The organism is Streptomyces sp. NPDC029466 (genome assembly GCF_055574515.1).
In genome coordinates, this window is the sequence record NZ_JBVHZH010000002.1 from 187299 (window position 1) to 208618 (window position 21320).

20 protein-coding genes are annotated in these 21320 nt (G+C 72.3%); 14 read left to right on the forward strand and 6 right to left on the reverse strand.

Annotated features, from left to right (window positions below; genetic code table 11):
- Positions 1-738 precede the first annotated feature (738 nt).
- Both sucC and sucD read left to right on the forward strand, forming a co-directional pair.
- Positions 739-1914 (forward strand): ADP-forming succinate--CoA ligase subunit beta, encoded by a 1176-nt coding sequence (gene sucC, locus ACZ4XD_RS02590; RefSeq protein ID WP_468037454.1) that lies wholly within the window; start codon positions 739-741, stop codon positions 1912-1914.
- A 20-nt stretch (positions 1915-1934) separates the two neighbouring features.
- Positions 1935-2819 (forward strand): succinate--CoA ligase subunit alpha, encoded by an 885-nt coding sequence (gene sucD / locus ACZ4XD_RS02595; protein WP_042147470.1) that lies wholly within the window; start codon positions 1935-1937, stop codon positions 2817-2819.
- Between the two features lie 109 nt (positions 2820-2928).
- Here the strand turns inward: sucD and ACZ4XD_RS02600 are convergent, their stop codons facing one another.
- Positions 2929-3849 (reverse strand): sigma factor-like helix-turn-helix DNA-binding protein, encoded by a 921-nt coding sequence (locus ACZ4XD_RS02600; protein WP_468037456.1) that lies wholly within the window; start codon positions 3847-3849, stop codon positions 2929-2931.
- Positions 3850-3948: 99 nt separating this feature from the next.
- On the opposite strand from ACZ4XD_RS02600, the gene ACZ4XD_RS02605 reads away from it, so the two are divergent.
- Positions 3949-5640: a cell division protein PerM gene (locus tag ACZ4XD_RS02605; protein WP_468037458.1), complete on the forward strand. Its 1692-nt coding sequence runs from the start codon at positions 3949-3951 to the stop codon at positions 5638-5640.
- A gap of 44 nt (positions 5641-5684) precedes the next feature.
- Here the strand turns inward: ACZ4XD_RS02605 and ACZ4XD_RS02610 are convergent, their stop codons facing one another.
- The gene (locus ACZ4XD_RS02610) at positions 5685-6587 is read right to left on the reverse strand and encodes a hypothetical protein (RefSeq protein WP_468037460.1); all 903 of its coding nucleotides are present in this window, start codon (positions 6585-6587) and stop codon (positions 5685-5687) included.
- Between the two features lie 246 nt (positions 6588-6833).
- On the opposite strand from ACZ4XD_RS02610, the gene purN reads away from it, so the two are divergent.
- Together purN and purH are read left to right on the forward strand one after the other, a co-directional pair.
- Entirely contained in the window at positions 6834-7490 is a 657-nt protein-coding gene (gene purN / locus ACZ4XD_RS02615; protein WP_042147475.1) for a phosphoribosylglycinamide formyltransferase, read from the forward strand.
- Positions 7487-9043 (forward strand): bifunctional phosphoribosylaminoimidazolecarboxamide formyltransferase/IMP cyclohydrolase, encoded by a 1557-nt coding sequence (purH, locus tag ACZ4XD_RS02620; protein ID WP_468037462.1) that lies wholly within the window; start codon positions 7487-7489, stop codon positions 9041-9043. The genes purN and purH overlap by 4 nt, the downstream gene beginning before the upstream one ends.
- A gap of 72 nt (positions 9044-9115) precedes the next feature.
- On the opposite strand, the gene ACZ4XD_RS02625 is transcribed toward purH, so the two are convergent.
- Together ACZ4XD_RS02625 and ACZ4XD_RS02630 are read right to left on the reverse strand one after the other, a co-directional pair.
- On the reverse strand, positions 9116-9688 hold the full coding sequence (locus ACZ4XD_RS02625) for a hypothetical protein (RefSeq protein ID WP_468037464.1): 573 nt from the start codon (positions 9686-9688) through the stop codon (positions 9116-9118).
- A gap of 117 nt (positions 9689-9805) precedes the next feature.
- On the reverse strand, positions 9806-10564 hold the full coding sequence (locus ACZ4XD_RS02630) for an RDD family protein (protein ID WP_468037466.1): 759 nt from the start codon (positions 10562-10564) through the stop codon (positions 9806-9808).
- A 243-nt stretch (positions 10565-10807) separates the two neighbouring features.
- On the opposite strand from ACZ4XD_RS02630, the gene ACZ4XD_RS02635 reads away from it, so the two are divergent.
- Entirely contained in the window at positions 10808-11662 is an 855-nt protein-coding gene (locus tag ACZ4XD_RS02635; RefSeq protein ID WP_042147487.1) for a bifunctional methylenetetrahydrofolate dehydrogenase/methenyltetrahydrofolate cyclohydrolase, read from the forward strand.
- A 66-nt stretch (positions 11663-11728) separates the two neighbouring features.
- A complete protein-coding gene (locus tag ACZ4XD_RS02640; protein ID WP_468037468.1) occupies positions 11729-12157 on the forward strand; it encodes a DUF3017 domain-containing protein in 429 nt (142 codons plus the stop codon).
- A gap of 122 nt (positions 12158-12279) precedes the next feature.
- On the opposite strand, the gene ACZ4XD_RS02645 is transcribed toward ACZ4XD_RS02640, so the two are convergent.
- Positions 12280-12693, reverse strand: coding sequence for a peptidase inhibitor family I36 protein (locus tag ACZ4XD_RS02645; protein ID WP_468037470.1), 414 nt, complete (start codon positions 12691-12693; stop codon positions 12280-12282).
- A 331-nt stretch (positions 12694-13024) separates the two neighbouring features.
- Here ACZ4XD_RS02645 and ACZ4XD_RS02650 point away from each other — a divergent pair, with 331 nt between their 5' ends.
- From ACZ4XD_RS02650 to ACZ4XD_RS02660, 3 genes are all read left to right on the forward strand, one after another.
- Positions 13025-14545: a helix-turn-helix domain-containing protein gene (locus ACZ4XD_RS02650; protein ID WP_468037472.1), complete on the forward strand. Its 1521-nt coding sequence runs from the start codon at positions 13025-13027 to the stop codon at positions 14543-14545.
- A gap of 251 nt (positions 14546-14796) precedes the next feature.
- Positions 14797-15888, forward strand: coding sequence for a helix-turn-helix domain-containing protein (locus ACZ4XD_RS02655; protein WP_468037474.1), 1092 nt, complete (start codon positions 14797-14799; stop codon positions 15886-15888).
- 458 nt (positions 15889-16346) lie between these two features.
- Entirely contained in the window at positions 16347-17339 is a 993-nt protein-coding gene (locus ACZ4XD_RS02660) for a malate dehydrogenase (RefSeq protein ID WP_290355711.1), read from the forward strand.
- Between the two features lie 93 nt (positions 17340-17432).
- On the opposite strand, the gene ACZ4XD_RS02665 is transcribed toward ACZ4XD_RS02660, so the two are convergent.
- Complete coding sequence (locus ACZ4XD_RS02665) at positions 17433-17750, reverse strand: hypothetical protein (RefSeq protein WP_468037476.1); 318 nt, start codon at positions 17748-17750, stop codon at positions 17433-17435.
- Between the two features lie 204 nt (positions 17751-17954).
- Here ACZ4XD_RS02665 and ACZ4XD_RS02670 point away from each other — a divergent pair, with 204 nt between their 5' ends.
- The 4 genes from ACZ4XD_RS02670 (at position 17955) to ACZ4XD_RS02685 (ending at position 21319) form a co-directional block, all read left to right on the forward strand.
- Positions 17955-18854 (forward strand): helix-turn-helix domain-containing protein, encoded by a 900-nt coding sequence (locus ACZ4XD_RS02670; RefSeq protein ID WP_468037772.1) that lies wholly within the window; start codon positions 17955-17957, stop codon positions 18852-18854.
- Positions 18829-18954, forward strand: a complete 126-nt coding sequence (locus ACZ4XD_RS02675; protein WP_468037774.1) for a DUF397 domain-containing protein — start codon at positions 18829-18831, stop codon at positions 18952-18954. The genes ACZ4XD_RS02670 and ACZ4XD_RS02675 overlap by 26 nt, the downstream gene beginning before the upstream one ends.
- Before the next feature lie 147 nt (positions 18955-19101).
- Positions 19102-20958: a hypothetical protein gene (locus tag ACZ4XD_RS02680; protein ID WP_468037478.1), complete on the forward strand. Its 1857-nt coding sequence runs from the start codon at positions 19102-19104 to the stop codon at positions 20956-20958.
- A complete protein-coding gene (locus tag ACZ4XD_RS02685; RefSeq protein WP_468037480.1) occupies positions 20945-21319 on the forward strand; it encodes a hypothetical protein in 375 nt (124 codons plus the stop codon). The genes ACZ4XD_RS02680 and ACZ4XD_RS02685 overlap by 14 nt, the downstream gene beginning before the upstream one ends.
- Position 21320 lies beyond the last annotated feature (1 nt).

Consider the following 21320-nt stretch of genomic DNA (forward strand, 5'->3'; position numbering starts at 1 on the left):
GGTGACGGATGGGGTGACGGTGGTGATGCCGCGGATGCGGCGGGGAAGCTCTTCCGCATAAACGTGGGAGAGGTCGTATGTGCCGGCATTCCCCGCCAATCCCTTCGGGCGCCGAGTGCGCGGACAGCGGGAAATCGAGAAAGGGGACGGAGGGCGGCCGCCGGGGCGTGTGACTCCTGGTGCGTAAGTATGCGTATGTGCTCAACACAGTGTCCGTAAGCGGGAGTTGAAGGGTCAAGGGGCCATTCCGGACACCGCCTGCGGAGGTCTTGTGCACGGGAGTCGCCACTTCTTCCCAACTGGATTCCCGCGGCACCGGAACCGGAATCGCCTGAGACGGGGCGCACGGGGGCGTATCGGGAGGAGAGCGCGAACGGTGCGCAACACGGGAGCTCACGGCGACCGGCAGCGGGGAGCCCGCGGCCGGCCGGTCCGGAGCACATCCGCACCACATATGCGTGCGGGACGGAGGAAATCCACCCGACAACATGCGGAAATCCCAGGGAGGCGTAACTTGGCCAAAAGATCTGTGATGGTAATCACCGCTGGAGTGTGATCTGCGATTTAGGGCCTCAGCTCCTGCGGCGATAACCTGCCGGACGGACATGCCGCGTATCCGGTCTCCGTGTACGCCTCCCCTGTGACAGCGCCGTCACGTTGCCCTTCGCGGCACGCCCATCGCAGACGAACGAACCGCGATCACTACGGCGATTCTGAGAAGACAAGGGACGGACGCGCGTGGACCTGTTCGAGTACCAGGCGAGGGACCTCTTCGCCAAGCACGGTGTACCGGTGCTGGCCGGTGAAGTCATCGACACGCCTGAGGCAGCCCGCGAGGCGACCGAGCGGCTGGGCGGCAAGTCTGTCGTCAAGGCGCAGGTGAAGGTCGGCGGCCGCGGCAAGGCCGGCGGCGTCAAGCTGGCCGCGACCCCGGACGAGGCCGTCGCCCGCGCGACGGACATCCTCGGCATGGACATCAAGGGCCACACGGTCCACAAGGTGATGATCGCCGAGACCGCTCCGGAGATCGCTGAGGAGTACTACGTCTCGTACCTCCTCGACCGCACCAACCGCACCTTCCTGGCCATGGCCTCCGTCGCCGGTGGCATGGACATCGAAGAGGTCGCGGAGAAGACCCCCGAGAAGCTCGCCAAGATCCCGGTGAACGCCAACGAGGGTGTCACCAAGGAGAAGGCCGCCGAGATCGTCGCCGCGGCGAAGTTCCCGGCCGAGGTCGCCGACCAGGTCGCCGACGTGCTCGTCACCCTGTGGAAGACCTTCATCGCCGAGGACGCGCTCCTCGTCGAGGTCAACCCCCTGGCCAAGGTCGCCAGCGGTGAGGTCATCGCCCTCGACGGCAAGGTCTCCCTGGACGCCAACGCCGAGTTCCGTCAGCCGGAGCACGAGGCGCTGGAGGACAAGGACGCAGCCAACCCGCTCGAGGCTGCGGCCAAGGCCAAGGGTCTGAACTACGTCAAGCTCGACGGCCAGGTCGGCATCATCGGCAACGGCGCGGGTCTCGTCATGAGCACCCTGGACGTCGTCGCCTACGCCGGCGAGAAGCACAACAACGTCAAGCCCGCCAACTTCCTCGACATCGGTGGCGGCGCCTCCGCCGAGGTCATGGCGAACGGCCTGGAGATCATCCTCGGCGACCCGGACGTCAAGTCCGTCTTCGTCAACGTCTTCGGTGGCATCACCGCCTGTGACGAGGTCGCCAACGGCATCGTGCAGGCCCTGGAGCTGCTCAAGTCCAAGGGCGAGGACGTCAACAAGCCCCTGGTCGTGCGCCTCGACGGCAACAACGCGGAGCTCGGTCGCGAGATCCTGTCGAAGGCCAACCACCCGCTGGTGCAGCGCGTGGACACCATGGACGGCGCGGCCGACAAGGCCGCCGAGCTGGCTGCTAAGTAAAGGACGAGGACACAACAACCATGGCTATCTTCCTGACCAAGGAAAGCAAGGTCATCGTCCAGGGCATGACCGGTGCCACTGGCATGAAGCACACCAAGCTGATGCTCGGTGACGGCACCAACATCGTCGGCGGTGTGAACCCGCGCAAGGCCGGCACGAGCGTCGACTTCGACGGCACCGAGGTGCCCGTCTTCGGCTCCGTCGCCGAGGCGATGGAGAAGACCGGCGCCAACGTGTCCGTGCTCTTCGTGCCGCCGGCCTTCGCCAAGGCCGCCGTCGTCGAGGCGATCGACGCCGAGATCCCGCTGGCCGTCGTGATCACCGAGGGCATCGCGGTCCACGACTCCGCCGCCTTCTGGGCGTACGCGCAGGCCAAGGGCAACAAGACCCGGATCATCGGCCCGAACTGCCCCGGCCTGATCACCCCCGGCCAGTCCAACGCCGGCATCATCCCGGGCGACATCACCAAGCCCGGCCGCATCGGTCTCGTGTCCAAGTCCGGCACGCTGACCTACCAGATGATGTACGAGCTCCGTGACATCGGCTTCTCCTCGGCCGTCGGCATCGGTGGCGACCCGGTCATCGGCACCACGCACATCGACGCCCTGGAGGCGTTCGAGGCCGACCCCGACACCGACCTGATCGTGATGATCGGCGAGATCGGCGGCGACGCCGAGGAGCGTGCGGCCGACTTCATCAAGGCCAACGTCTCCAAGCCGGTCGTCGGCTACGTCGCGGGCTTCACCGCGCCCGAGGGCAAGACCATGGGCCACGCCGGCGCCATCGTCTCCGGCTCCTCCGGCACCGCCCAGGCGAAGAAGGAGGCCCTGGAGGCCGCCGGCGTCAAGGTCGGCAAGACCCCGTCCGAGACCGCGCGGCTGGCCCGCGAGATCCTCGGCGGCTGATTGGCGTTCCCGCGCCGCCGGATCCGTCCTGCGGCGCAGTGCCCCGGACGCGGGCCCGTACCCCTTGGGGTGCGGGCCCGCGCCCGTTCCCGGGGGCGGGCCGTACGGATCAGCGCAGCTCGGGGGCCAGCCGCGCCTGCCGGATCTTCTTCCGCACGGCCGCGTTGCCCTGCACCCGGGCCGCGTCCCGCTGCTCCCGTGCCGCGTCCCGCTGCTCCCGTGCCGCGTTCCCCTGCTCCCGTGCCGCGTTCCGGTGATCCCGGGCCGCCGTGTCCCGGTGCCGGGCCGGTGCCGGCCGGGTGTGCGCCGCAGTCGCCCGGGCCCGCTCCGGCGGCGTGTAGTGGTCCGGGGTGAGGGCCATCATCACCAGCGTCACCAGCGCGAACAGCCCGGTTCCCCCGAAGGCCGCCCGGGTGGCCCGCCGGGCGCTGCGTTCACTGCCGCTGCGTACGTCCGCCGCGGTGGACGGCGCCGTCGGTGGCACGGCCGGCAGCGCGGTGATCCGGGCCCGCAGGATCTCGCCCTGCCGTACCGGCGGCTGCCCGTCGAGCCCCAGCCCCGGCAGCAGCCCGGCGAGCCGCTCGCGTGCGTGCGCCAGCCGCGCCGCCGTGGCCGGGACGCTCGCCTCGATCTCGGCCGCGGTCTCCGCCGGCCCGAGCCCGATCACGTCGTGCAGCAGCAGCACCCGCCGGTACCGGGCGGGCAGGCTCAGCAGGGCCGGCAGCAGCGCGCGGTCCGAGGGCCCGGCGGCCGACGCCGTCCGCAGGCCGCGGGCGGTCCGCAGCCCGGGGCAGAGCCGGTGCCACGGCGTCAGCGCGTACTCGTACACCGCCGCCCGCACCCACCCCGCCGGATCCGGATCCACCGCGACCTCCGGCCAGCGCTGCCAGGCCAGCCGGAACCCCCGCTCCACGGCCCGCCGGGCGAGCCACGGCCGCCCGGTGAGCAGATACGCCTGCTGGGTCAGCGCCGCCGCATGCCGGGTGTGGAGATCGTCGAAGGCGGTGGCGGCCTGCTCGCGCTGGGTCATACCCAGCAGTGTGGAAAACCCGCCGCACCCGCGCGGTGCGACACGTCGGGCATTTCACCAGTACATGGCCGAAAGGTGTCTTGTTGGCAGCATGGCGGCGTGAGCCAGTTGATCGAGCGTGGCCCCACGTTGTCCTCGCACGGCCGGACCGCCGCCCAGCGTTCCTCCGCGATCGGCGCGGCCTTTCTCGGCGGTGTGACGGCCGCCGGCCTCGGCCTCGGCGCGCTGACGGTCGCCGTGCTGCTGCTCTGGGTCGCCTCCCCCTACCCCGACAGCGGCCCCTCCCGGGCCCTGCATCTCGCCGCCGACCTGTGGCTGCTGGCGCACGGCGGCGACCTCGTACGCACCGCCGCACACTCCGACGTCCCGGTCGCCGTGCCCCCGCTGCTGCTCGCCGTGCTCCCGGTGTGGCTGCTCCACCGCGCCGCCCGCCACGCCCTGGCCACCTCGGCCGACGGCCCGCCCGGCCCCGCCCCGTCCACCGGCCCCGCCCCGTCCACCGGCCCCGCCCCGTCCACCGGCCCCGCCCCGTCCACCGGCCACGCTGCGGACGCCGCCCACCGGGTCGCGCCGCGCACCCTCCTCGGTGCGCTGCTCGCCGGGTATCTGCTGATCGTGGCCGGTGCGCTGATCTACGCCTCCGGTGGACGGCTGCGGGCCGAGCCGCTCAGCGTGCTGCTGTGCGTACCGGCCACCACGGCCGCCGTCCTCGGTGGCACGGCCTGGCGCCTCCTGCGTCACCCAGGCACCGAGCTGCTGCCCGCCAAGGTCCTGCGGCTCAGGTCCAGGGCACCGCGCCGGCTCCGCGCCTTCCTCGGCGGTTCCCGGGTCGCCGCCGCCCGCCGGGGCACCGTCTGCCGGGCCGCCGGCGCCGCCCTCGGCGCCCTGCTGGCGGCCGGCGGTCTGCTCACCCTGCTCTCGCTCGGCCTGCACGCGGGCCGGGTACGCCACGACCTCCTCCAGCTGGCGCCCGACTGGGCGGGCCGCGCCACGGTGCTGCTGCTGTGCCTGGCCCTGCTCCCGAACGCGGCAGTCTGGGGCGCCGCGTACGGCCTGGGGCCGGGGTTCACCGTCGGCGCGGGCAGCACGGTCGCCCCGCTGGGGACCTCGGCACATCCCGTGCTGCCGCAGCTGCCACTGCTCGGCGGGCTGCCGGACGCCGCCCCCGGAAACCCGCTGACCTGGGCGGTGGCCGTCGTGCCCGTGGTGGCGGGAGTGCTGCTCGCCCGTGAAGTGGCCCGCTCCGCCACCGCGCCGAACTCCCCGGGAGCCCCCTGGTCCTGGTGGGCGACGGCCTGTGTGGCGGCCCTGGGGGCCGGTGTCTGCGGTGTGGTCATGGCCGCGCTCGCGGGCCTCGCCGGCGGCGCACTGGGCACCGGCGCGCTCGCCTCCTTCGGCCCGAGCTGGTGGCGTACGGGCCTGGCGGCAGCGGCCTGGACCGCCCTGACCGGCATCCCGGCCACGGTCGCACTACGGGCCTGGTGGCTGCGGGCCCGGCGACGGGAGGCCGGGGCTCCGCGGAACGAGCCGGCCCCGCAGGGGCTGGCGAGCGCGGAGGACGAGGTCGGCGCCGCGACGTACGACGGAGCCGACGCCGCGAAGGACGACGCCGCGCAGGACGACAGCGGCACCGAGACCGACAGTGGCACCGAGAACGAAAGCGGCACCGAGAACGACAGCGACGACACGAGCCCGCCCAGCGCCCTCACCGCGGCCCGGTGCGGCACGGCCGCGCCCCTTGGGGGCGCGGGGAACTGCGCGACCGGCCCCGACGCGCCCGCAGGCGACTGACGGCGCCTACCCGGCCCCCGGGCCGGGACCCGCGGAGCGCCTCGCTACTTCTGCGTGCTCAGCAGCGGCCGCAGTTCCTTGGGGAGCAGGTTCTCGCAGGACTTGCCGGCCGACTGCGTCAGGGCGTCGTTGACGCAGGTGAAGTAGTCGCGGTAGACGATCTGCACGGTGAACGTCGCGGCCACCATCATCAGCGCCAGCGACGCGGTCACCAGCCCCGCGATCGCGGAGGTGACCTGCGGCCGGGTGGAGCCCGGGGCGGACGGGGCGCCGGGCCGGCCGTCGCGGTCGGGCTGCTCGGCGGCGGGTGCGGGGCGCCCCTCCATGGCGGCGGTGGTCGCCGCGGCGGAGCTCTTCGCGGGGCTCGGCTTGGCACGCAGCGAGCTGATGCCCCAGTAGATCGCCAGCGCACTCAGCAGCAGCGCGACCTCGGGCAGGCTGAACAGCACGAAGAAGAACGACCACATGCCGGCGAGGAGTGCGTAGCGCGCCCGGCGCTGGGCCGGGTCGGTGGGGTCCCAGCGCAGCCCGCCGGGGCCGCCGGGACCACCGGGTCCGCCCTGCTGGCCGTTGCGCCCGCCGGGCCGGGTGCCGAAGCCGCCGTTCTGCCGCCCCGGCTGCCGGGGGCTCCACTGGCTGCCCCAGCTCGGCGTCGACTCGTCCTGCGGCTGCTCCTCGTCGCCGTCGCCGTCCTGGCCGGACCGGGCGGGGTGGCGCGGGCGCCAGGCCTGGTCGGGGGTGCCGGCCGGCGGCGGGGCGAAGGGGTTGTCCCGCTCGGTGTCCGGGGAATCCGGGGTGGTGGGTTCCGACGACGAGGACGACGAGGACGACGACTTGCGCTCCCGCGGCAGCAGCACCGCCCCGGGGGCGGTGGTGGGCTGGGGGTACCACCCAGCGGTAGCTGGGGGAGGGAGCAAAAGGGCCGCGCGGCGGCGTCGGTCCGTCATCTGAGGTGTGTCTTCCCCTTGTCTCGTCCGCGCGCGGGCCGCTGCGGCCGGCGCGTGGTTACCACGAACTGCATGCAGTCTTACGCCTGACGCTACCTCCCGTGCCCGCCCCCGTCCCGTGGGGGCCGCGCGGTGTGCCGGTATCGTTGCTGACGGTCGGCGCCTTCGTAGGGTTCCCCGGATCTGCGGTACCCGCAGTCTTGTACGACCACACAAAGCTCGCGAGATCGGAAAAGAGCCCCCGCCGTGGCTTCCTCCCCACCCCCCGTCCAGCCCGCCCGACCCGGCCGCCCGGCCCGCATCGTCGCGCTCGTCTCCGGTTCCGGGACGAACCTTCAGGCGCTGCTGGACGCCATCGCCGAGCAGGGTCCGGAGGCGTACGGGGCCGAGATCGTGGCCGTCGGCGCCGACCGCGGTGCCATCGCCGGACTGGAGCGCGCCGCGGCCGCGGGGCTCCCGACGTTCGTCTGCCGGGTCAAGGACTACGACAGCCGGGCGGACTGGGATGCGGCGCTCACCGAGGCGACCGCCGCGTACGAGCCCGACCTGGTGGTCTCGGCCGGCTTCATGAAGATCCTGGGCAAGGAGTTCCTCGCCCGCTTCGGTGGCCGCACGGTCAACACCCACCCGGCGCTGCTGCCGAGTTTTCCCGGTGCCCACGGCGTGCGCGACGCGCTCGCGTACGGCGCGAAGGTCACCGGATGCACCGTCCACTTCGTCGACGACGGTGTCGACACCGGCCCGATCATCGCCCAGGGCGTGGTCGCGATCCGGGACGAGGACGACGAATCCGCGCTGCATGAGCGCATCAAGGAAGTCGAGCGATCGCTGCTCGTCGAGGTCGTGGGGCATCTGGCCCGGCACGGCTACCGCATTGAGGGACGAAAGGTACGTATCTCGTGACCGCCGAAGGTACGAAGCGGCCCATCCGCCGCGCGCTGGTCAGCGTCTACGACAAGTCCGGGCTGGAGGAGCTGGCGCAGGGTCTGCACGCGGCGGGCGTCCAGCTCGTCTCCACCGGATCGACGGCCGCGAAGATCGCCGCGGCCGGGGTGCCGGTCACCAAGGTCGAGGAGCTGACGGGCTTCCCCGAGTGCCTCGACGGCCGGGTCAAGACCCTGCACCCGAAGGTGCACGCCGGCATCCTGGCCGACCTCCGCCTGGAGGACCACCGCCAGCAGCTGGCCGGGCTCGGCGTCGAGCCGTTCGACCTGGTCATCGTCAACCTCTACCCGTTCCGGGAGACCGTGGCCTCCGGTGCCACCCCCGACGAGTGCGTGGAGCAGATCGACATCGGCGGCCCCTCGATGGTCCGCGCCGCCGCCAAGAACCACCCCTCGGTGGCCGTCGTCGTCAACCCCGCCCACTACGGCGAGGTCCTCAAGGCCGTCGCCGACGGCGGCTTCGAGCTGGCCGGGCGCAAGAAGCTGGCCGCGGAGGCCTTCCAGCACACCGCGGCATACGACGTGGCCGTCGCCTCGTGGTTCGTGGACGGCTACGCGGACGACTCCGCCTTCCCCGAGTTCCTCGGCGCCACCTACTCCCGCAAGAACGTCCTGCGCTACGGCGAGAACCCGCACCAGGGCGCCGCGCTGTACGTGGACGGCAGCGGCGGGCTCGCGGAGGCCGAGCAGCTGCACGGCAAGGAGATGTCGTACAACAACTACACGGACACCGACGCCGCGCGCCGGGCCGCGTACGACCACAGCGAGCCCTGCGTCGCGATCATCAAGCACGCCAACCCGTGCGGTATCGCGGTCGCCGCGGATGTCGCCGAGGCGCACCGCAACGCGCACGCCTGTGACCCGCTGTCCGCCTTCGGTGGCGTGATCGCCGTCAACCGCCCGGTCTCCGTGGCGATGGCCGAGCAGGTCGCCGAGATCTTCACCGAGGTCATCGTGGCCCCCGGCTACGAGGACGGCGCGGTCGAGATCCTGGCCCGCAAGAAGAACATCCGGGTGCTGCGCTGCCCCGAGGCGCCGTCGAACCCGGTAGAGGTCAAGCCCGTTGACGGCGGCGCGCTGCTCCAGGTCACCGACCGGCTCCAGGCCGAGGGCGACGACCCGGCGAACTGGACGCTGGCCAGCGGTGCCGCGCTGCCCGCCGCGGAACTGGCCGAGCTGGCCTTCGCCTGGCGGGCCTGCCGCGCCGTCAAGTCCAACGCGATCCTGCTCGCCAAGGACGGCGCCACGGTCGGCGTCGGCATGGGCCAGGTCAACCGCGTCGACTCCGCGAAGCTCGCGGTGCAGCGCGCGGGCGAGGAGCGGGCGCGCGGCTCCTACGCCGCCTCCGACGCCTTCTTCCCGTTCCCCGACGGCTTCGAGGTGCTGGCCGAGGCCGGCGTCAAGGCCGTGGTCCAGCCCGGCGGTTCGGTCCGCGACGAGCTGGTCGTCGAGGCCGCGCAGAAGGCCGGCGTGACGATGTACTTCACGGGCACCCGGCACTTCTTCCACTGAGCCGCCGCATAAACGCCCTGAGGGCCGCACCCCGCGTGGGGTGCGGCCCTCGGTCGCTCGCGTCCGCCGCGCTCAGTAACGCGGCCGGTTGAACCAGGCGTTGCCCTCGTCCTTGGCGACGAAGACCAGCACCAGGACGCCGAGGACCGTGTGCACCAGGCCGAACGGGAACGTGCACAGGCTCAGGATGATGTTGGCGACACCGAAGACGATGGTGCCGACCCGGACCCCGCTGCCGCCGTTGGCGAACTGCAGGGCCAGCGTGATCGCGACCACCGTGAAGATCACGATGACCACGATCGCCGCGATCAGCAGGCCCTTACCGACGTTCATCGCCGTGACGTTGTCGGCGGCGGTGTCCAGCGTGGCTTCGTGCGAGGCCCTGCTGACACCGCCCAGCCCCATCACCGCGAGGACCAGGCCGATGAGGTTCAGACCGGACAGCACGAACAGCAGCACCCGGGCGGCCTTGACACCGCCGGGCATCACCGTGGGGTACTGCGGCTGCATCCCGGGCATGGGGCCGCCCGGGTAGCCGCCGTACGGGGCCATCGGCTGCTGCGGCTGCGGAGGCTGCTGGGGGTAGCCGTAGTTGGGCTGCTGCCCCGGCGGCGGACCGTAGGGATTCTGGTTGGGGTAGCTCACGAGCGGTGTCCTTCGGGCGACTTGAGGCGGTATCGGCGAGCGCCGCGAAGGCCCCGATCGCGGCTGCGAGGGGGCCTTCGTGGGCTGTTCAGGGCGTCCGTGCAGCCCAGAGCGGGCTTACTTGACGCTCACGACCACGGTGCCGGCGAGCTTGTCCGCCCAGGTCTGGCTCTTCTCGTCCCACAGCGGCCACAGCCAACCGAGGCCGCACAGCAGGCCGTTCAGGTAGCGGCAGAGGTAGCGCACGAAGGTCATGCCGAAGCCGAGGGGCTGGCCGGTGGTCTCCTTGATGACCTTGACGCCCAGCGCCTTCTTGCCCGGGGTCTGGCCGGAGGCGCCTTCCTTGGCGATGAGGAAGAAGGTGCCACCGATCATCAGCAGCCACGCGAGGACCATGACGATGAGGGCGCCGACCGGCGTGCTGCTCTCCGCGGCCGTGTTGTAGGCGTCGCTGATGCACTGCACGTCACCCGGAGGGCAGGACGAGGTGTCCGGGGTGGCCGACGAGGCGGAGCCGGCCGCCATGACACCGGCGATGATGTACAGGATGATCGGCACCGCGGCGATGATCAGGCCGTCGACCAGGAAGGCGCCCAGCCGGGCACCCCAGCTCGCGTAGCCCGTGGGCATGCCCATGCCCGGCATCCCCGGCTGGCCGTAAGGCGCGCCCTGCTGCGGGTAGCCGCCGTACGCCTGCTGCTGCTGCGGGACGGCCTGCTGCTGGGGGTAGCCGTACGGCTGCTGCTGCGGGGCCTGCTGGGGGTAGCCATAGCCGGGCTGGCCCTGCGGCGGGACCGGGGGCTGCTGGCCGTACGGGCCCTGGGGGGCCTGCGGCGGCTGCTGCCCGTACGGGTTGTTCGGGTCACCAAAGCTCACTGCTGTTTTCCTCCGTTGTGTTCAGTCGCGGACGACGCGGCATGACTCGGAGGAAAAACAGGATTCACTGGCCACCCCCCGACGAAGCCTGCGGCACTGCGGCGTCAATCCTTCTAGTTGCGCATTCACTCTGTCCAGTCAAGGGGTCTCACCGTTGTCCAAGTGCAATGATCAATTCCGGCCACGGAGGCCCTGCGTGCCCTGATTGGAACGTTGCCGCCCTCATCCGGGAGGATGGGGGGTATGACTGCCCAGATTCTGGATGGCAAGGCCACCGCAGCCGCTATCAAGTCCGAGCTCGCCACCCGCGTGGAGGCCCTGAAGGCCAAGGGTGTGCAGCCCGGCCTCGGCACCCTGCTGGTCGGCGATGACCCGGGCAGCCGCTGGTACGTCAACGGCAAGCACCGCGACTGCGCCCAGGTCGGCATCGCCTCGATCCAGCGCGAACTGCCGGAGACCGCCACCCAGGAAGAGATCGAGGCCGTCGTACGGGAGCTGAACGAGGACCCCGCCTGCACCGGCTACATCGTCCAACTTCCGCTCCCCAAGGGCATCGACGCCAACCGCGTCCTGGAGCTGATGGATCCGGCCAAGGACGCCGACGGGCTGCACCCGATGAGCCTGGGCCGGCTGGTGCTCGGCATCGAGGGCCCGCTGCCCTGCACCCCGTACGGCATCGTCCAGCTGCTGCGGCGGCACGAGGTCGAGATCAAGGGCGCGCACGTGGTGGTCGTCGGCCGCGGCATCACCATCGGCCGCCCGATGCCGCTGGTGCTCACCCGCAAGTCCGAGAACGCCACGGTGACCCAGTGCCACACCGGCACCCGGGATCTGTCGTCGCACCTCAAGCAGGCCGACATCATCGTCGCCGCGGCCGGTGTGCCGCACATCATCAAGCCCGAGGACGTCAAGCCCGGCGCAGCCGTCCTGGATGTCGGCGTCAGCCGTGACGAGGCCGGCAAGATCGTCGGCGATGTGCACCCCGGCGTCGCCGAGGTGGCCGGCTGGGTAGCCCCCAACCCGGGCGGTGTCGGCCCGATGACCCGCGCCCAGCTGCTGGTCAACGTCGTCGAGGCCGCCGAGCGCGCGGCCGGCTGAGCGCGGCGGGACCTGAGACCCTTGTCCGTGACAGACGTATCCGGAGACCGGAAGGGACTGCCCGCCATGGGTGCCGAAGCGCATTCGGATGGAGCCTCCGAGCCGCAGCGCTCCTCACGCCGCTTTCCGATGCTGACCCGCGACACGGCCCGCCCGGAGGGCGGCGGCCGCGCGGCCTCGGGCGGCTACCCCGCGCCCGCCCGGCAGTGGCCGCTGCTCAGCGTCATGGGCGGGGTCGCGGTCGGTCTGCTGCTCGTGGCGCTCGACGCGTTCCGTATCGGCGTGCTGGTGATCGGGCTCTCCCTGCTGGCCGGCGCGGTGCTGCGGTGGGCGCTGCCGTCGGTGGGCATGCTCGCCGTCCGCTCCCGCTTCACGGACATGGCGACCTACGGTCTGCTCGGCTTCGTGATCGTGATGCTGTCGCTGATGGTGCAGCCCAAGCCCTGGATCCACATCCCGTTCCTGGACGACATCGTGCACTTCACGGTGCGCTGACCTGGAGCGGCTGTACGCACGGCCGCACGGCGATGACGGCGGCCCGCCCCTCCCCCTCGGGAGAAGGCGGGCCGCCGCCGTGTGGTGACGCGATGTCCTGCCCGGCCGGCCGGGTCAGCGGGTCAGCGCACGCACCACTTGTTGGAGTAGATGGTCATGAGGTTGCTGCCGATGAAGCGCCAGCCGGTGCCACGGTTCAGCTTCGCGTGCCGGCCCCGGTAGTTGGCCTTCTCGTAGACGGTCACGCTGCACTGGCTGCCGTTGTTGTACGCGGACAGCGGGTAGTTGAAGGCACCGCCATAGGGCTTGAGGTTCCGGTTGTTCCCCCTGACCTTCTTCGGCGTGCCCTTGAAGTTCGTCCTCGGGTAGACGCACAGGTAGGTGCGGGGGCAGTTGGCCGGCGCCCGCTGGACGGTGACCGAGGTGTGCTTGGCCGGTGCGGGGGCGGCGGACGCGCCGGCGGCGGGGGCCAGTGCCAGGCCCCCGGAGACCGCCGCGGCGGCCGCGGCGAGGGCGAGGTGCTTGCGGACGTTCATGGTGTGGGTTCCTCCCCGTGGACGGCGGAGGCGGCACGTGTCGTCCGCGCCGCCCGCTGATTGCGCCACCGACTGTGCGCCCACCCGCCGTTGTCCGGCCCAGGGGACCGCCCCGGTGGGGACGCCGTGGGATGTCCCACCCACTGACCTGCGGGGACGGCACCGCCCCGGAGGCTTCGGTGGGACGGGGAGGGGGCCGGACAGTGGCCGGACAGCGGTCCGGACGGCATACGGAACGGCAAAGGGCGGAAACGGAGGGGGCATCCGCGCCATCATCGGCGACAAAGGGGGCCATGGCCTCGGGGGAGAACGAACGCGTATGGGGTGGGACATGTCGCGTTGGAGCGTGCTGCCCGTATCGCTGGACCATCGGGTGCGGCAACTGGTCGTGCAGCTACGGAGGTTGAAGGATCACAGCGGGCTGAGCCTGGCCGCGCTCGCCGCCCGTACCCCGTACAGCAAGTCGTCCTGGGAGCGCTATCTCAACGGGAAGAAGCTGCCGCCGGCCGGTGCCGTGGAGGCGCTGGCGCGGCTCTGCGGGGCCGATGTGACCCGGCTGCTGGCGTTGCACGAGGTCGCCGCGCAGGCCTGGAGCGCCGGACGGCCGGTGGCGGAAACCGGGCCGCCGGTCCCGCAGGCCCGACAGACCCAACAGGCCCCACAGGCCCCGTCGGCCCCGCCGGGCCGGAGCGGGCCGCCACCACAGGCGGCGGGGGAGGCGCCGCACCCCGCCGTGGCCACCCTTCCCGGCGCCGGTCGCCAGGTGCCGCTCGGGCCGCCACGGCCACGACCCGGGCGTGGTGGACGGCGTCATCGGGGGCCGTACCCTCCGCGCCGTCAAGCGCTTACAGGCCGGAGCGGGGCTGCCCACGGACGGGATCGTGAAACCCGGCACCTGGCAGGCGCTGCGCCGGTGAGCGGGCCCGGCGGTGCGCCGCGGGGCGGTGTCGAGAGTTCCCGGCTGGCCGCGGGGCTGCGGGAGTTACGGGCGCGCACCGGGCTGAGCCTGGCCGCGCTCGCCGCCCGTACCCCGTACAGCAAGTCGTCCTGGGAGCGCTATCTCAACGGCAAGAAGCTGCCGCCCCGGGACGCGGTCGAGGCGCTGTGCCGGCTGGCGGGGGAACCGGCCGGCAGGCTGGGCGCGCTGTGGGAGCTGGCGGACGCGGCCTGGAGCGGACGGGGCCGGTCCGGCGCGGCGCCGGTCCGGGACGGGGGGAGCGCGGCGGACCCCGGGTCGGGGAGCGCGGCGATCCCCGGGCCGGGGAGGGCAAGTGCGCCAAGTACGGCCGCGGTTGCGGCGGCCGGGCCCCCAGTGGGTGGCGGGGCCGCGCTGGGTGGCGGGGCCGCGGCCCGGTGGGCGCCGTCAGCGGCCCGGTGGTTGGCGGGCCTGGTGGCCGGTGCCGGAGCCGGCGGAGTGGCGCTCGTCGCGGCGCTGGCCGTCTGGACGTCCGTCGGCGCGGCCGGCCCGGTGCGGGGCGACGTGCCCGAGGCCCCCCAGGTGACCGGCTGCCGGGCGACGGCGTGCGACGGCAAGGACCCGGAGTCGATGCGCTGCGATCTCCCGGAGCTGGTGCGGACGTTCGTGGAGCGCACCGCGGCCGGCGGCGAGCGGGTGCAGCTCCGTTACGGCACGGTGTGCGGCGCGGCCTGGGGGCGGATCCGGGGCGGCCGGATCGGGGACCGGGTCGAGGTGCTGGCGCCGGGGGTGCCACCGCGGTCGGTGCGGGTGCTGGACCGGTTCGACGCCGAGGACTCGCTCGTCACGCCGATGGCGGTGGCCCGCGGGCCCGAGGGCGTCCGGCTGTGCCTCTACCCGGCGGGTGGCGGGGCCAGGGAGTGCTTCTCGGCATAGTGCCTGACTGGGGCCTATATTGATGCCGTCCTGGCCGGTTCTTGTCAGGATACGTACGGAAGTCGTCCGGACTCCGTCGGAAATGCCACACTGCTCGGGTCACGGGCGCACGGACGGGTGACGTATGCCCGCATGTTCCCGTGTGCCCGTGAAGGGGAACGCCGTCCTGGCCGGGGGCGTCCTCACGGGGAGCAAGGAGCGCGGGCCGGGGGCCGCGCTCGGGCACGTACGCGGGGGGATAGGGGGAGGCAATGCCTCGCTGGAAGGCGCTGCCGGAGGAACTGGACCCGCAGGTGCGGGAGTTCGCCGGGCAGCTGCGCAGGCTCGTGGACCGCAGCGGCCTCAGTGTCGCCGCCCTCGCGGACGCCACGGGCTACAGCAAAACGTCCTGGGAGCGCTATCTCAACGGGCGGCTGCTGCCACCGCAGCGCGCCGTGGTCGCGCTCGCCGAGGCGACCGGCGCCCAGCCCGCCCACCTCACCACGCTGTGGGAGCTGGCCGAACGGGCCTGGAGCCGCGCGGAGATGCGCCAGGACGTCACCATGGAAGCGATCAGCGTGGCCCAGGCGCGCGCCGCGCTCGGCTGGGACGCCGACCAGGCCGAACCCCCGGCGAAGGGCGCGAAATTCACCAAGGGGACGAAGGCCGCACCGGCGCCCGGCACGACACAGCTGCCGTCGGTACCCCAACAGCGGCGCACGGACACCCCGTCGGCCGCGGACTTTCCCGAATGGGCGGCGGCCGCCGGCCCGTCCCCGGCCGCGGCGCCCGCGGCCCAGGGCCCGGCCCGGCGCACCCGCCGCGGCCGAATAATCATGGCCGCCGCCGGCGCGGCCGGTGTGGCGCTGGTGGCCGGCGCGGCCTTCCTCCTGCTCAACCCCGGCACCGATACGGCCAAGAAGGCGGCGGCCTCCCGCCCCGCGGCCGCGCCGAGCACGAAGCAGGTCCTGCCGGCCGGGGTGCGCTGCACCGGCGCCGGCTGCGTGGGCAAGGACCCGGAGGCGATGGGCTGCGGCGGCGCCCATGCCATCACCCCGTCCCGCGGCCGGGCGGGCCGGGCGGTGATAGAGGTCCGCTACAGCAAGATCTGCCACACGGCCTGGGCCCGGATCAGCCGGGCGGCACCGGGCGACCAGGCCACCCTCAGCGCCGGCGGCCACAGCGCCACGGCACGGGCCGAGAAAAACGGCGCCGCCTACACCCCGATGGTCGAGGTGACCGGCGACCCGGCGAAGGTCGCGGCCTGCGGAACGACCGTGGCGGGCGTGAAGGGCTGCTCCCGCCCGGTTCCGGCCACGCCCGCCGGGGCACCCGCCCCGTCGGCCGGCGCCGCGGTCCGCTAGAGCACCCCTGGCACGGGCGGCAACCGCACCACGCGGGCGCCGCCCGGCCGCCCCGCCGACCCGGGATCACCGTCCGCGGAGGATGTCCGAAAGACGGGGGGCATGCCCTCCGGGATCCCGGGCAGACGACGAATACTCCCCCCACGGGTGTGGCACAACTCGGCGGCCGCCCGCACTCCCCCCTCCTTAGAGCGGGTGGCCGCCGCCTCTCGCCCACGGGGCCCGCGCGGAGCGCACACCGGACCCCGCAAGCCCTGTTCCGGACGGCCGTACGGACCTCCCGGGGCACCCGGTGAGGTGTCGCACACCGGCCCGCCGCCTGCCCCCGGCAGGGGTCCGATAGCCTGACGGCCGGGTCTCTCGATACCAAGAGACCTAGCTAGCTGGGCAGGGACACCCACCGCCAACCATGGTGGTCCAGGGGCTTGCCCCCGGAATACACCGCGCAGGAGATCGCCATGACCCGCACTCCCGTCAATGTCACCGTCACCGGCGCAGCCGGCCAGATCGGTTACGCACTGCTCTTCCGCATCGCTTCCGGTCATCTGCTCGGCGCCGACGTGCCGGTCAAGCTGCGCCTTCTGGAGATCCCCCAGGGTCTGAAGGCCGCCGAGGGCACCGCCATGGAGCTCGACGACTGCGCCTTCCCGCTGCTCCAGGGCATCGACATCTCCGACGACCCGAACGTGGCCTTCGACGGCGCGAACGTCGCGCTGCTCGTCGGCGCCCGCCCCCGTACGAAGGGCATGGAGCGCGGCGACCTCCTGGAGGCCAACGGCGGCATCTTCAAGCCGCAGGGCAAGGCCATCAACGACCACGCCGCGGACGACATCAAGGTCCTGGTCGTCGGCAACCCCGCCAACACCAACGCGCTGATCGCCCAGGCCGCCGCGCCGGACGTCCCGCGCGAGCGCTTCACCGCGATGACCCGCCTGGACCACAACCGTGCGCTCTCGCAGCTCGCGAAGAAGACCGGCACCCCGGTCTCCGAGCTCCGCAAGCTCACGATCTGGGGCAACCACTCCGCCACCCAGTACCCCGACATCTTCCACGCCGAGGTCGCCGGCAAGAACGCCGCCGAGGTCGTCAACGACCAGAAGTGGCTGGCCGAGGACTTCATCCCGACCGTCGCCAAGCGCGGCGCGGCGATCATCGAGGCCCGTGGCGCGTCCTCCGCCGCCTCCGCCGCCAACGCCGCCATCGACCACGTCCACACCTGGGTCAACGGCACCGCCGCCGGCGACTGGACCTCGATGGGTATCCCCTCGGACGGCTCCTACGGCGTCCCGGAGGGCCTGATCTCCTCCTTCCCCGTCACCACCAAGGACGGCAAGTACGAGATCGTCCAGGGCCTGGAGATCAACGACTTCTCCCGCGAGCGCATCGACGCGTCCGTGAAGGAGCTGGAGGAGGAGCGCGAGGCCGTCCGCGGTCTCGGCCTCCTCGGCTGACCCACCGCCGCGGCCGCCCCACCCCGGCGGCACCGCAGCCCCACCGAGCCCGTACGGTCCAACGGCCGTGCGGGCTCGGTCATGCCGGCCCGGTCAGGTGGGTTCCACGGGCAGGCGCCCGCCCCGGCTGTCGGCGACCCGCAGGACATCGCCGAAGGACTGCGTGGTCGCCCGCAGCGCCAGCCGTAACGCGTATTCCCCCGCCTTGCCGTCGTCCAGTACGGCCTCCGCGCCCTTGAGCACCTCGGCACCGTCACACAACTGCTCCGCCTCGATCTCATCGGCCAACCGCGACAGCACGCCCCCGGCCCCGTCCGCCGACAAGAAGCACGGCTTCCCGCCCTCGCTCTCCCACGGCAGCAGGCGCAGCCCCGGCACCGGCGCGGGGACGGCATCCCGGTCGTAACTCATGCTCAGTGACTCCCAGAGGTTGGTTGCGCGAGAACGCGGCGCGGTTGTCAGACCCACCCATTACGTTGGGTGTGTTCAGCGTTGCGCCCCGTAGTGCGGGTCGCAACGTCAGACGCGTGACACTCACCTTCTGGCACCAAGGGGGATGCGGTGAGCCGACGACGACGCAATGCAGAGAGTGGACCGGCAGCCACCAATGCCGCCGTGTTCGGGGAGGTCTTGCGGCACTTCCGGGAGGCGGCGGGCCTCACGCAGGAGGAGCTGTCGAACAACATCCCCTGCGACCGCTCGCAGGTCGCCCGCGTGGAGGCGGGCACGCGCGTACCGCAGGACACCTTCGCCAAGCAGTGCGACGAGTTGCTGGGGACGGGCGGAGTGCTGCTGCGGTTGTGGGGGCGGATCGACTGGTATCCGGAGGTGCAGCATCCGGACTGGTTCGAGCGGCGGGCGGAGATGGATGCGAAGGCGGTGGCGCTGCGTGCATATCAAGAGCAGGTAATCCCGGGGCTGTTGCAGACTCCTGATTACGCCCACGCGCTGTTCAGTCGCCGCATCACGAACGTCGAGAAGGTGGAGGAGCGAGTCCGGGCGCGACTGAGTCGACAGCAGCGCTTCCTGGTCGCCAACGGCCCGTTTTACGTGGCCGTTCTGGATGAGAGCTGCCTGCGCAATGTTGTGGGGAGTCCGGCGGTCATGCGGGACCAATGCGCTCACTTGTTGAGGGTCGGGCAGTGCGACAACATCCGCGTGCAGGTTGCCCCGGCCGACCGTGCCGAGCTTCGGCGACCCAAAGCCTCCATGGCTCTGATCACGCTGCCCGGCGGTAACGAGTGGCTCTACTCGGAGTCTCTGGAGCGCGGCCATTTCCACGACGATCCAACCGCCTTCGCCCGTCACAGCCAGACCTATGATGTGCTCCGGGCGGATGCTCTGTCAGCCCCCGAATCCGCCGCTCTCATCGGCGACTTCATGGAAGGGTACGGGGATCATGGACAAGCACCAGCTGAGCACAGCGATATGGATCAAGAGCAGCTACAGCCACGACGATGGCGGCGACTGCATCGAAATAGCCCCCGGTATCCCCGACGCCGTCCCCGTCCGTGACAGCAAGGACCCCGACGGCCCCGTGCTGGTCTTCCCGACGGGCGGCTGGTCGTCGTTCGTCGGGGCTCTCAAGAGCGGGGAGTTCCCCGAGGCCGTCTGACGCGCGGCAACCTTGGGTTATCGCGCTGACACGGAGCGCTCCGCTCCCTTATGCTGCGGGTTCTGCGCCGCCGCGGCCGACAACGGCAGCTCGACTGCTCAACAGGCCTTCGGCGACGGCTCGTTGGTGTGGTGATGGGGGAAGCCGATGACTCGGACGGATGTGCCTGCGCAGCAAGGGGAATCCGGCGGGCCGCCGCGGTTAGGGAAGCCGGACGGCGTCCCGCCCCCGGCGCCGCTCCCTCCGCTCTCCCCGACCCCGCCGGGTGCCAGCGATGCCACCCGGCTGCTGTGCGCGGGCACCTACATGGACGACAGCTTCCGTGACGCGGTCATCGACGAGCTGTACGTCCACGAGGAGCGGTTCGCCGCCCCGTCCCTGGGCATCGACGCCGCCCGGGTGCTGGCCCATGCGCTGCGCGCCCGGCGGCTCCAGCTCGGCTGGGCGGCGGGGATCCTGCTGCTGTGGATCGTGGCCCTCCCGCTGTCCTCCGGACTCGCGGGGCTCTACGTCTTCCCCGTCGTCCTCATGGCGCTGGCCCGCATCGTCCGCCGGTCCCCGGTCCTGCCGGGTCCGGCCCGCTTCCTCTCCTTCGTCCTGCGCTGGTACGGCCGGCTGACGCTCGCCTTCTTCTATGTGTCGTTGCTGGTGACGGCGTTCATCGGCGGGCTGGCCATCCTGGGCCCGGGATGGCTGTTCACCAAGCTGCTCCGGGACGCGCTGGACTCCCTGACGGGCGACGACTCCTCGGACGACTACGGCTCCTACGGCTCCAGCCCGTGGGACAGCTCCTACGACAGCGGCTTCGGCACCACCCATGCGTCCGGATTGCTGGTCGGGGTGTGGATCGCGCTGCTGCTGCCGCTGGTCCTGGCCCTCCTGGTCGCCCTGCAACGCGGGCAGTTCGCCCGGGTGCTGGCGCACGAACTGTCCAGGGAACGCTTCCCCGATGTCAGGTCCGACCCCGCCGAACGCTCCGAGAGCTACCGCTTCCTGCGGCTGCGGGACCGGGTGCGTACCGAGCAGCACGGGCCGCTGGTGATGTACCGGGCCGCCAACCCGTTCTGCGGTGCGGGCCAGCCGTACAAGACCTGGTCGCTGTCGGTGGAGCTGAACCCGCGCGCCGACCGCGCCGCCGAACCGCTGGACAACAGCGCCATCCTGGCCCGGATCGTGCCGCTGGTGGCGGCGCTGCGGGTGCCGTCGCCGCACGGTTCGCCGGCGTCCGCGGCCGCGGTCCGCGACCGGCTGCGCGCGCTGGAGATCGACGAGTGTGTCTTTCTGCCGGCCGAGGGGCTGCCGAGCCGGGAGGCGGCGCCGTACGCCCCGGAGGCGTTCGAGGAGCACCGGGCCGCGGCGGTCGAGGAGGGCGGCGAGACCCGGCGGCACTTCCTGCGCATCCGGGTCGGCGGCTGGAACGAGGGCATCGTCACCACGGTCTTCGTACGGGTGCACACCCAGGGCGGAATGCTGATGCTGGAGGTCGCGCCGCATGTGCTGTGGCCGCTGCGGCAGCCCTTCCAGGACGCCGACCGGATCGCCCACCGCTACCGCCACCATCACCACTTCGGCAAGGCGGTCTGGGCGCTGGCCCAAACGCCCCGCTCCGCCGGGCACGCCCTCGGCACGCTGGCCCGCGGCCTGTTGTCGGCCTGGCGGCTGGCCACCGCGGGCCATGGCGCGGCGCTGCCCGAGGGTCCCGGCGTCGCCGTACGCGAGCTGGGCTCGTTCGGGGAGTCCTCGCTCTTCCAGGACATGGACGTCGCCCGCTACCTGAAGACCATTCAGCAGCGGGTGGCGGCCGGGGTGACCACGGCGCTGCGCGAGGCGGGCTACCAGACCGACGAGTTCGAGCAGCGGGTCGTGCATGTCGCCGAGGGCGGCGTCTATGTCGAATCCGCACAGGGCGCCGTCGGCATCGGCGACCACAACACGATCAACCACACCTCCGCACCCCCGCGCGGGAACGAGAAGAAGGGAAGTGCCAAGCGTGGCAAGGGCTGACGAGCGCGGAAACGGCATCCACATCGGCAGCGTCCAGGGTGCCTTCGCCATCGGTGACCACAACACCGTGACCCATCACGAGGGCCCGGCCGCACCGGCGGTGGACCCGGCGCAGGAGGAACTGCTGCGCGCCGTCCGCGCCTTGCGCGACGACCTGTCCCGGGCGGTGGAGAGCCCGCAGATCACGGCCCTGAGCGGCGAACTCACCGAAACCGAGGCGGAGATCGAGGGCCACGGCGCGGCTGGACCGGGACGGCTGTCCCGCCTCCGTACGGCGCTCGCGGACGCCGGCGCGGTGGTGGGCCTGCTGGCCTCCGGCGCCGCGGTGAGCCAGGCGGTCGCGGCACTGGCGGGAGGCTGAC

Coding starts and splice junctions, on each gene's coding strand:
- sucD (WP_042147470.1), top strand. CDS start 1,935: ATGGCTATCTTCCTGACCAAGGAAAGCAAGGTCATCGTCCAGGGCATG.
- ACZ4XD_RS02600 (WP_468037456.1), bottom strand. CDS start 3,849: ATGACCCAGCGCGAGCAGGCCGCCACCGCCTTCGACGATCTCCACACC.
- ACZ4XD_RS02610 (WP_468037460.1), bottom strand. CDS start 6,587: ATGACGGACCGACGCCGCCGCGCGGCCCTTTTGCTCCCTCCCCCAGCT.
- ACZ4XD_RS02635 (WP_042147487.1), top strand. CDS start 10,808: ATGACTGCCCAGATTCTGGATGGCAAGGCCACCGCAGCCGCTATCAAG.
- ACZ4XD_RS02640 (WP_468037468.1), top strand. CDS start 11,729: ATGGGTGCCGAAGCGCATTCGGATGGAGCCTCCGAGCCGCAGCGCTCC.
- ACZ4XD_RS02645 (WP_468037470.1), bottom strand. CDS start 12,693: ATGAACGTCCGCAAGCACCTCGCCCTCGCCGCGGCCGCCGCGGCGGTC.
- ACZ4XD_RS02650 (WP_468037472.1), top strand. CDS start 13,025: ATGTCGCGTTGGAGCGTGCTGCCCGTATCGCTGGACCATCGGGTGCGG.
- ACZ4XD_RS02655 (WP_468037474.1), top strand. CDS start 14,797: ATGCCTCGCTGGAAGGCGCTGCCGGAGGAACTGGACCCGCAGGTGCGG.
- ACZ4XD_RS02660 (WP_290355711.1), top strand. CDS start 16,347: ATGACCCGCACTCCCGTCAATGTCACCGTCACCGGCGCAGCCGGCCAG.
- ACZ4XD_RS02665 (WP_468037476.1), bottom strand. CDS start 17,750: ATGAGTTACGACCGGGATGCCGTCCCCGCGCCGGTGCCGGGGCTGCGC.
- ACZ4XD_RS02680 (WP_468037478.1), top strand. CDS start 19,102: ATGACTCGGACGGATGTGCCTGCGCAGCAAGGGGAATCCGGCGGGCCG.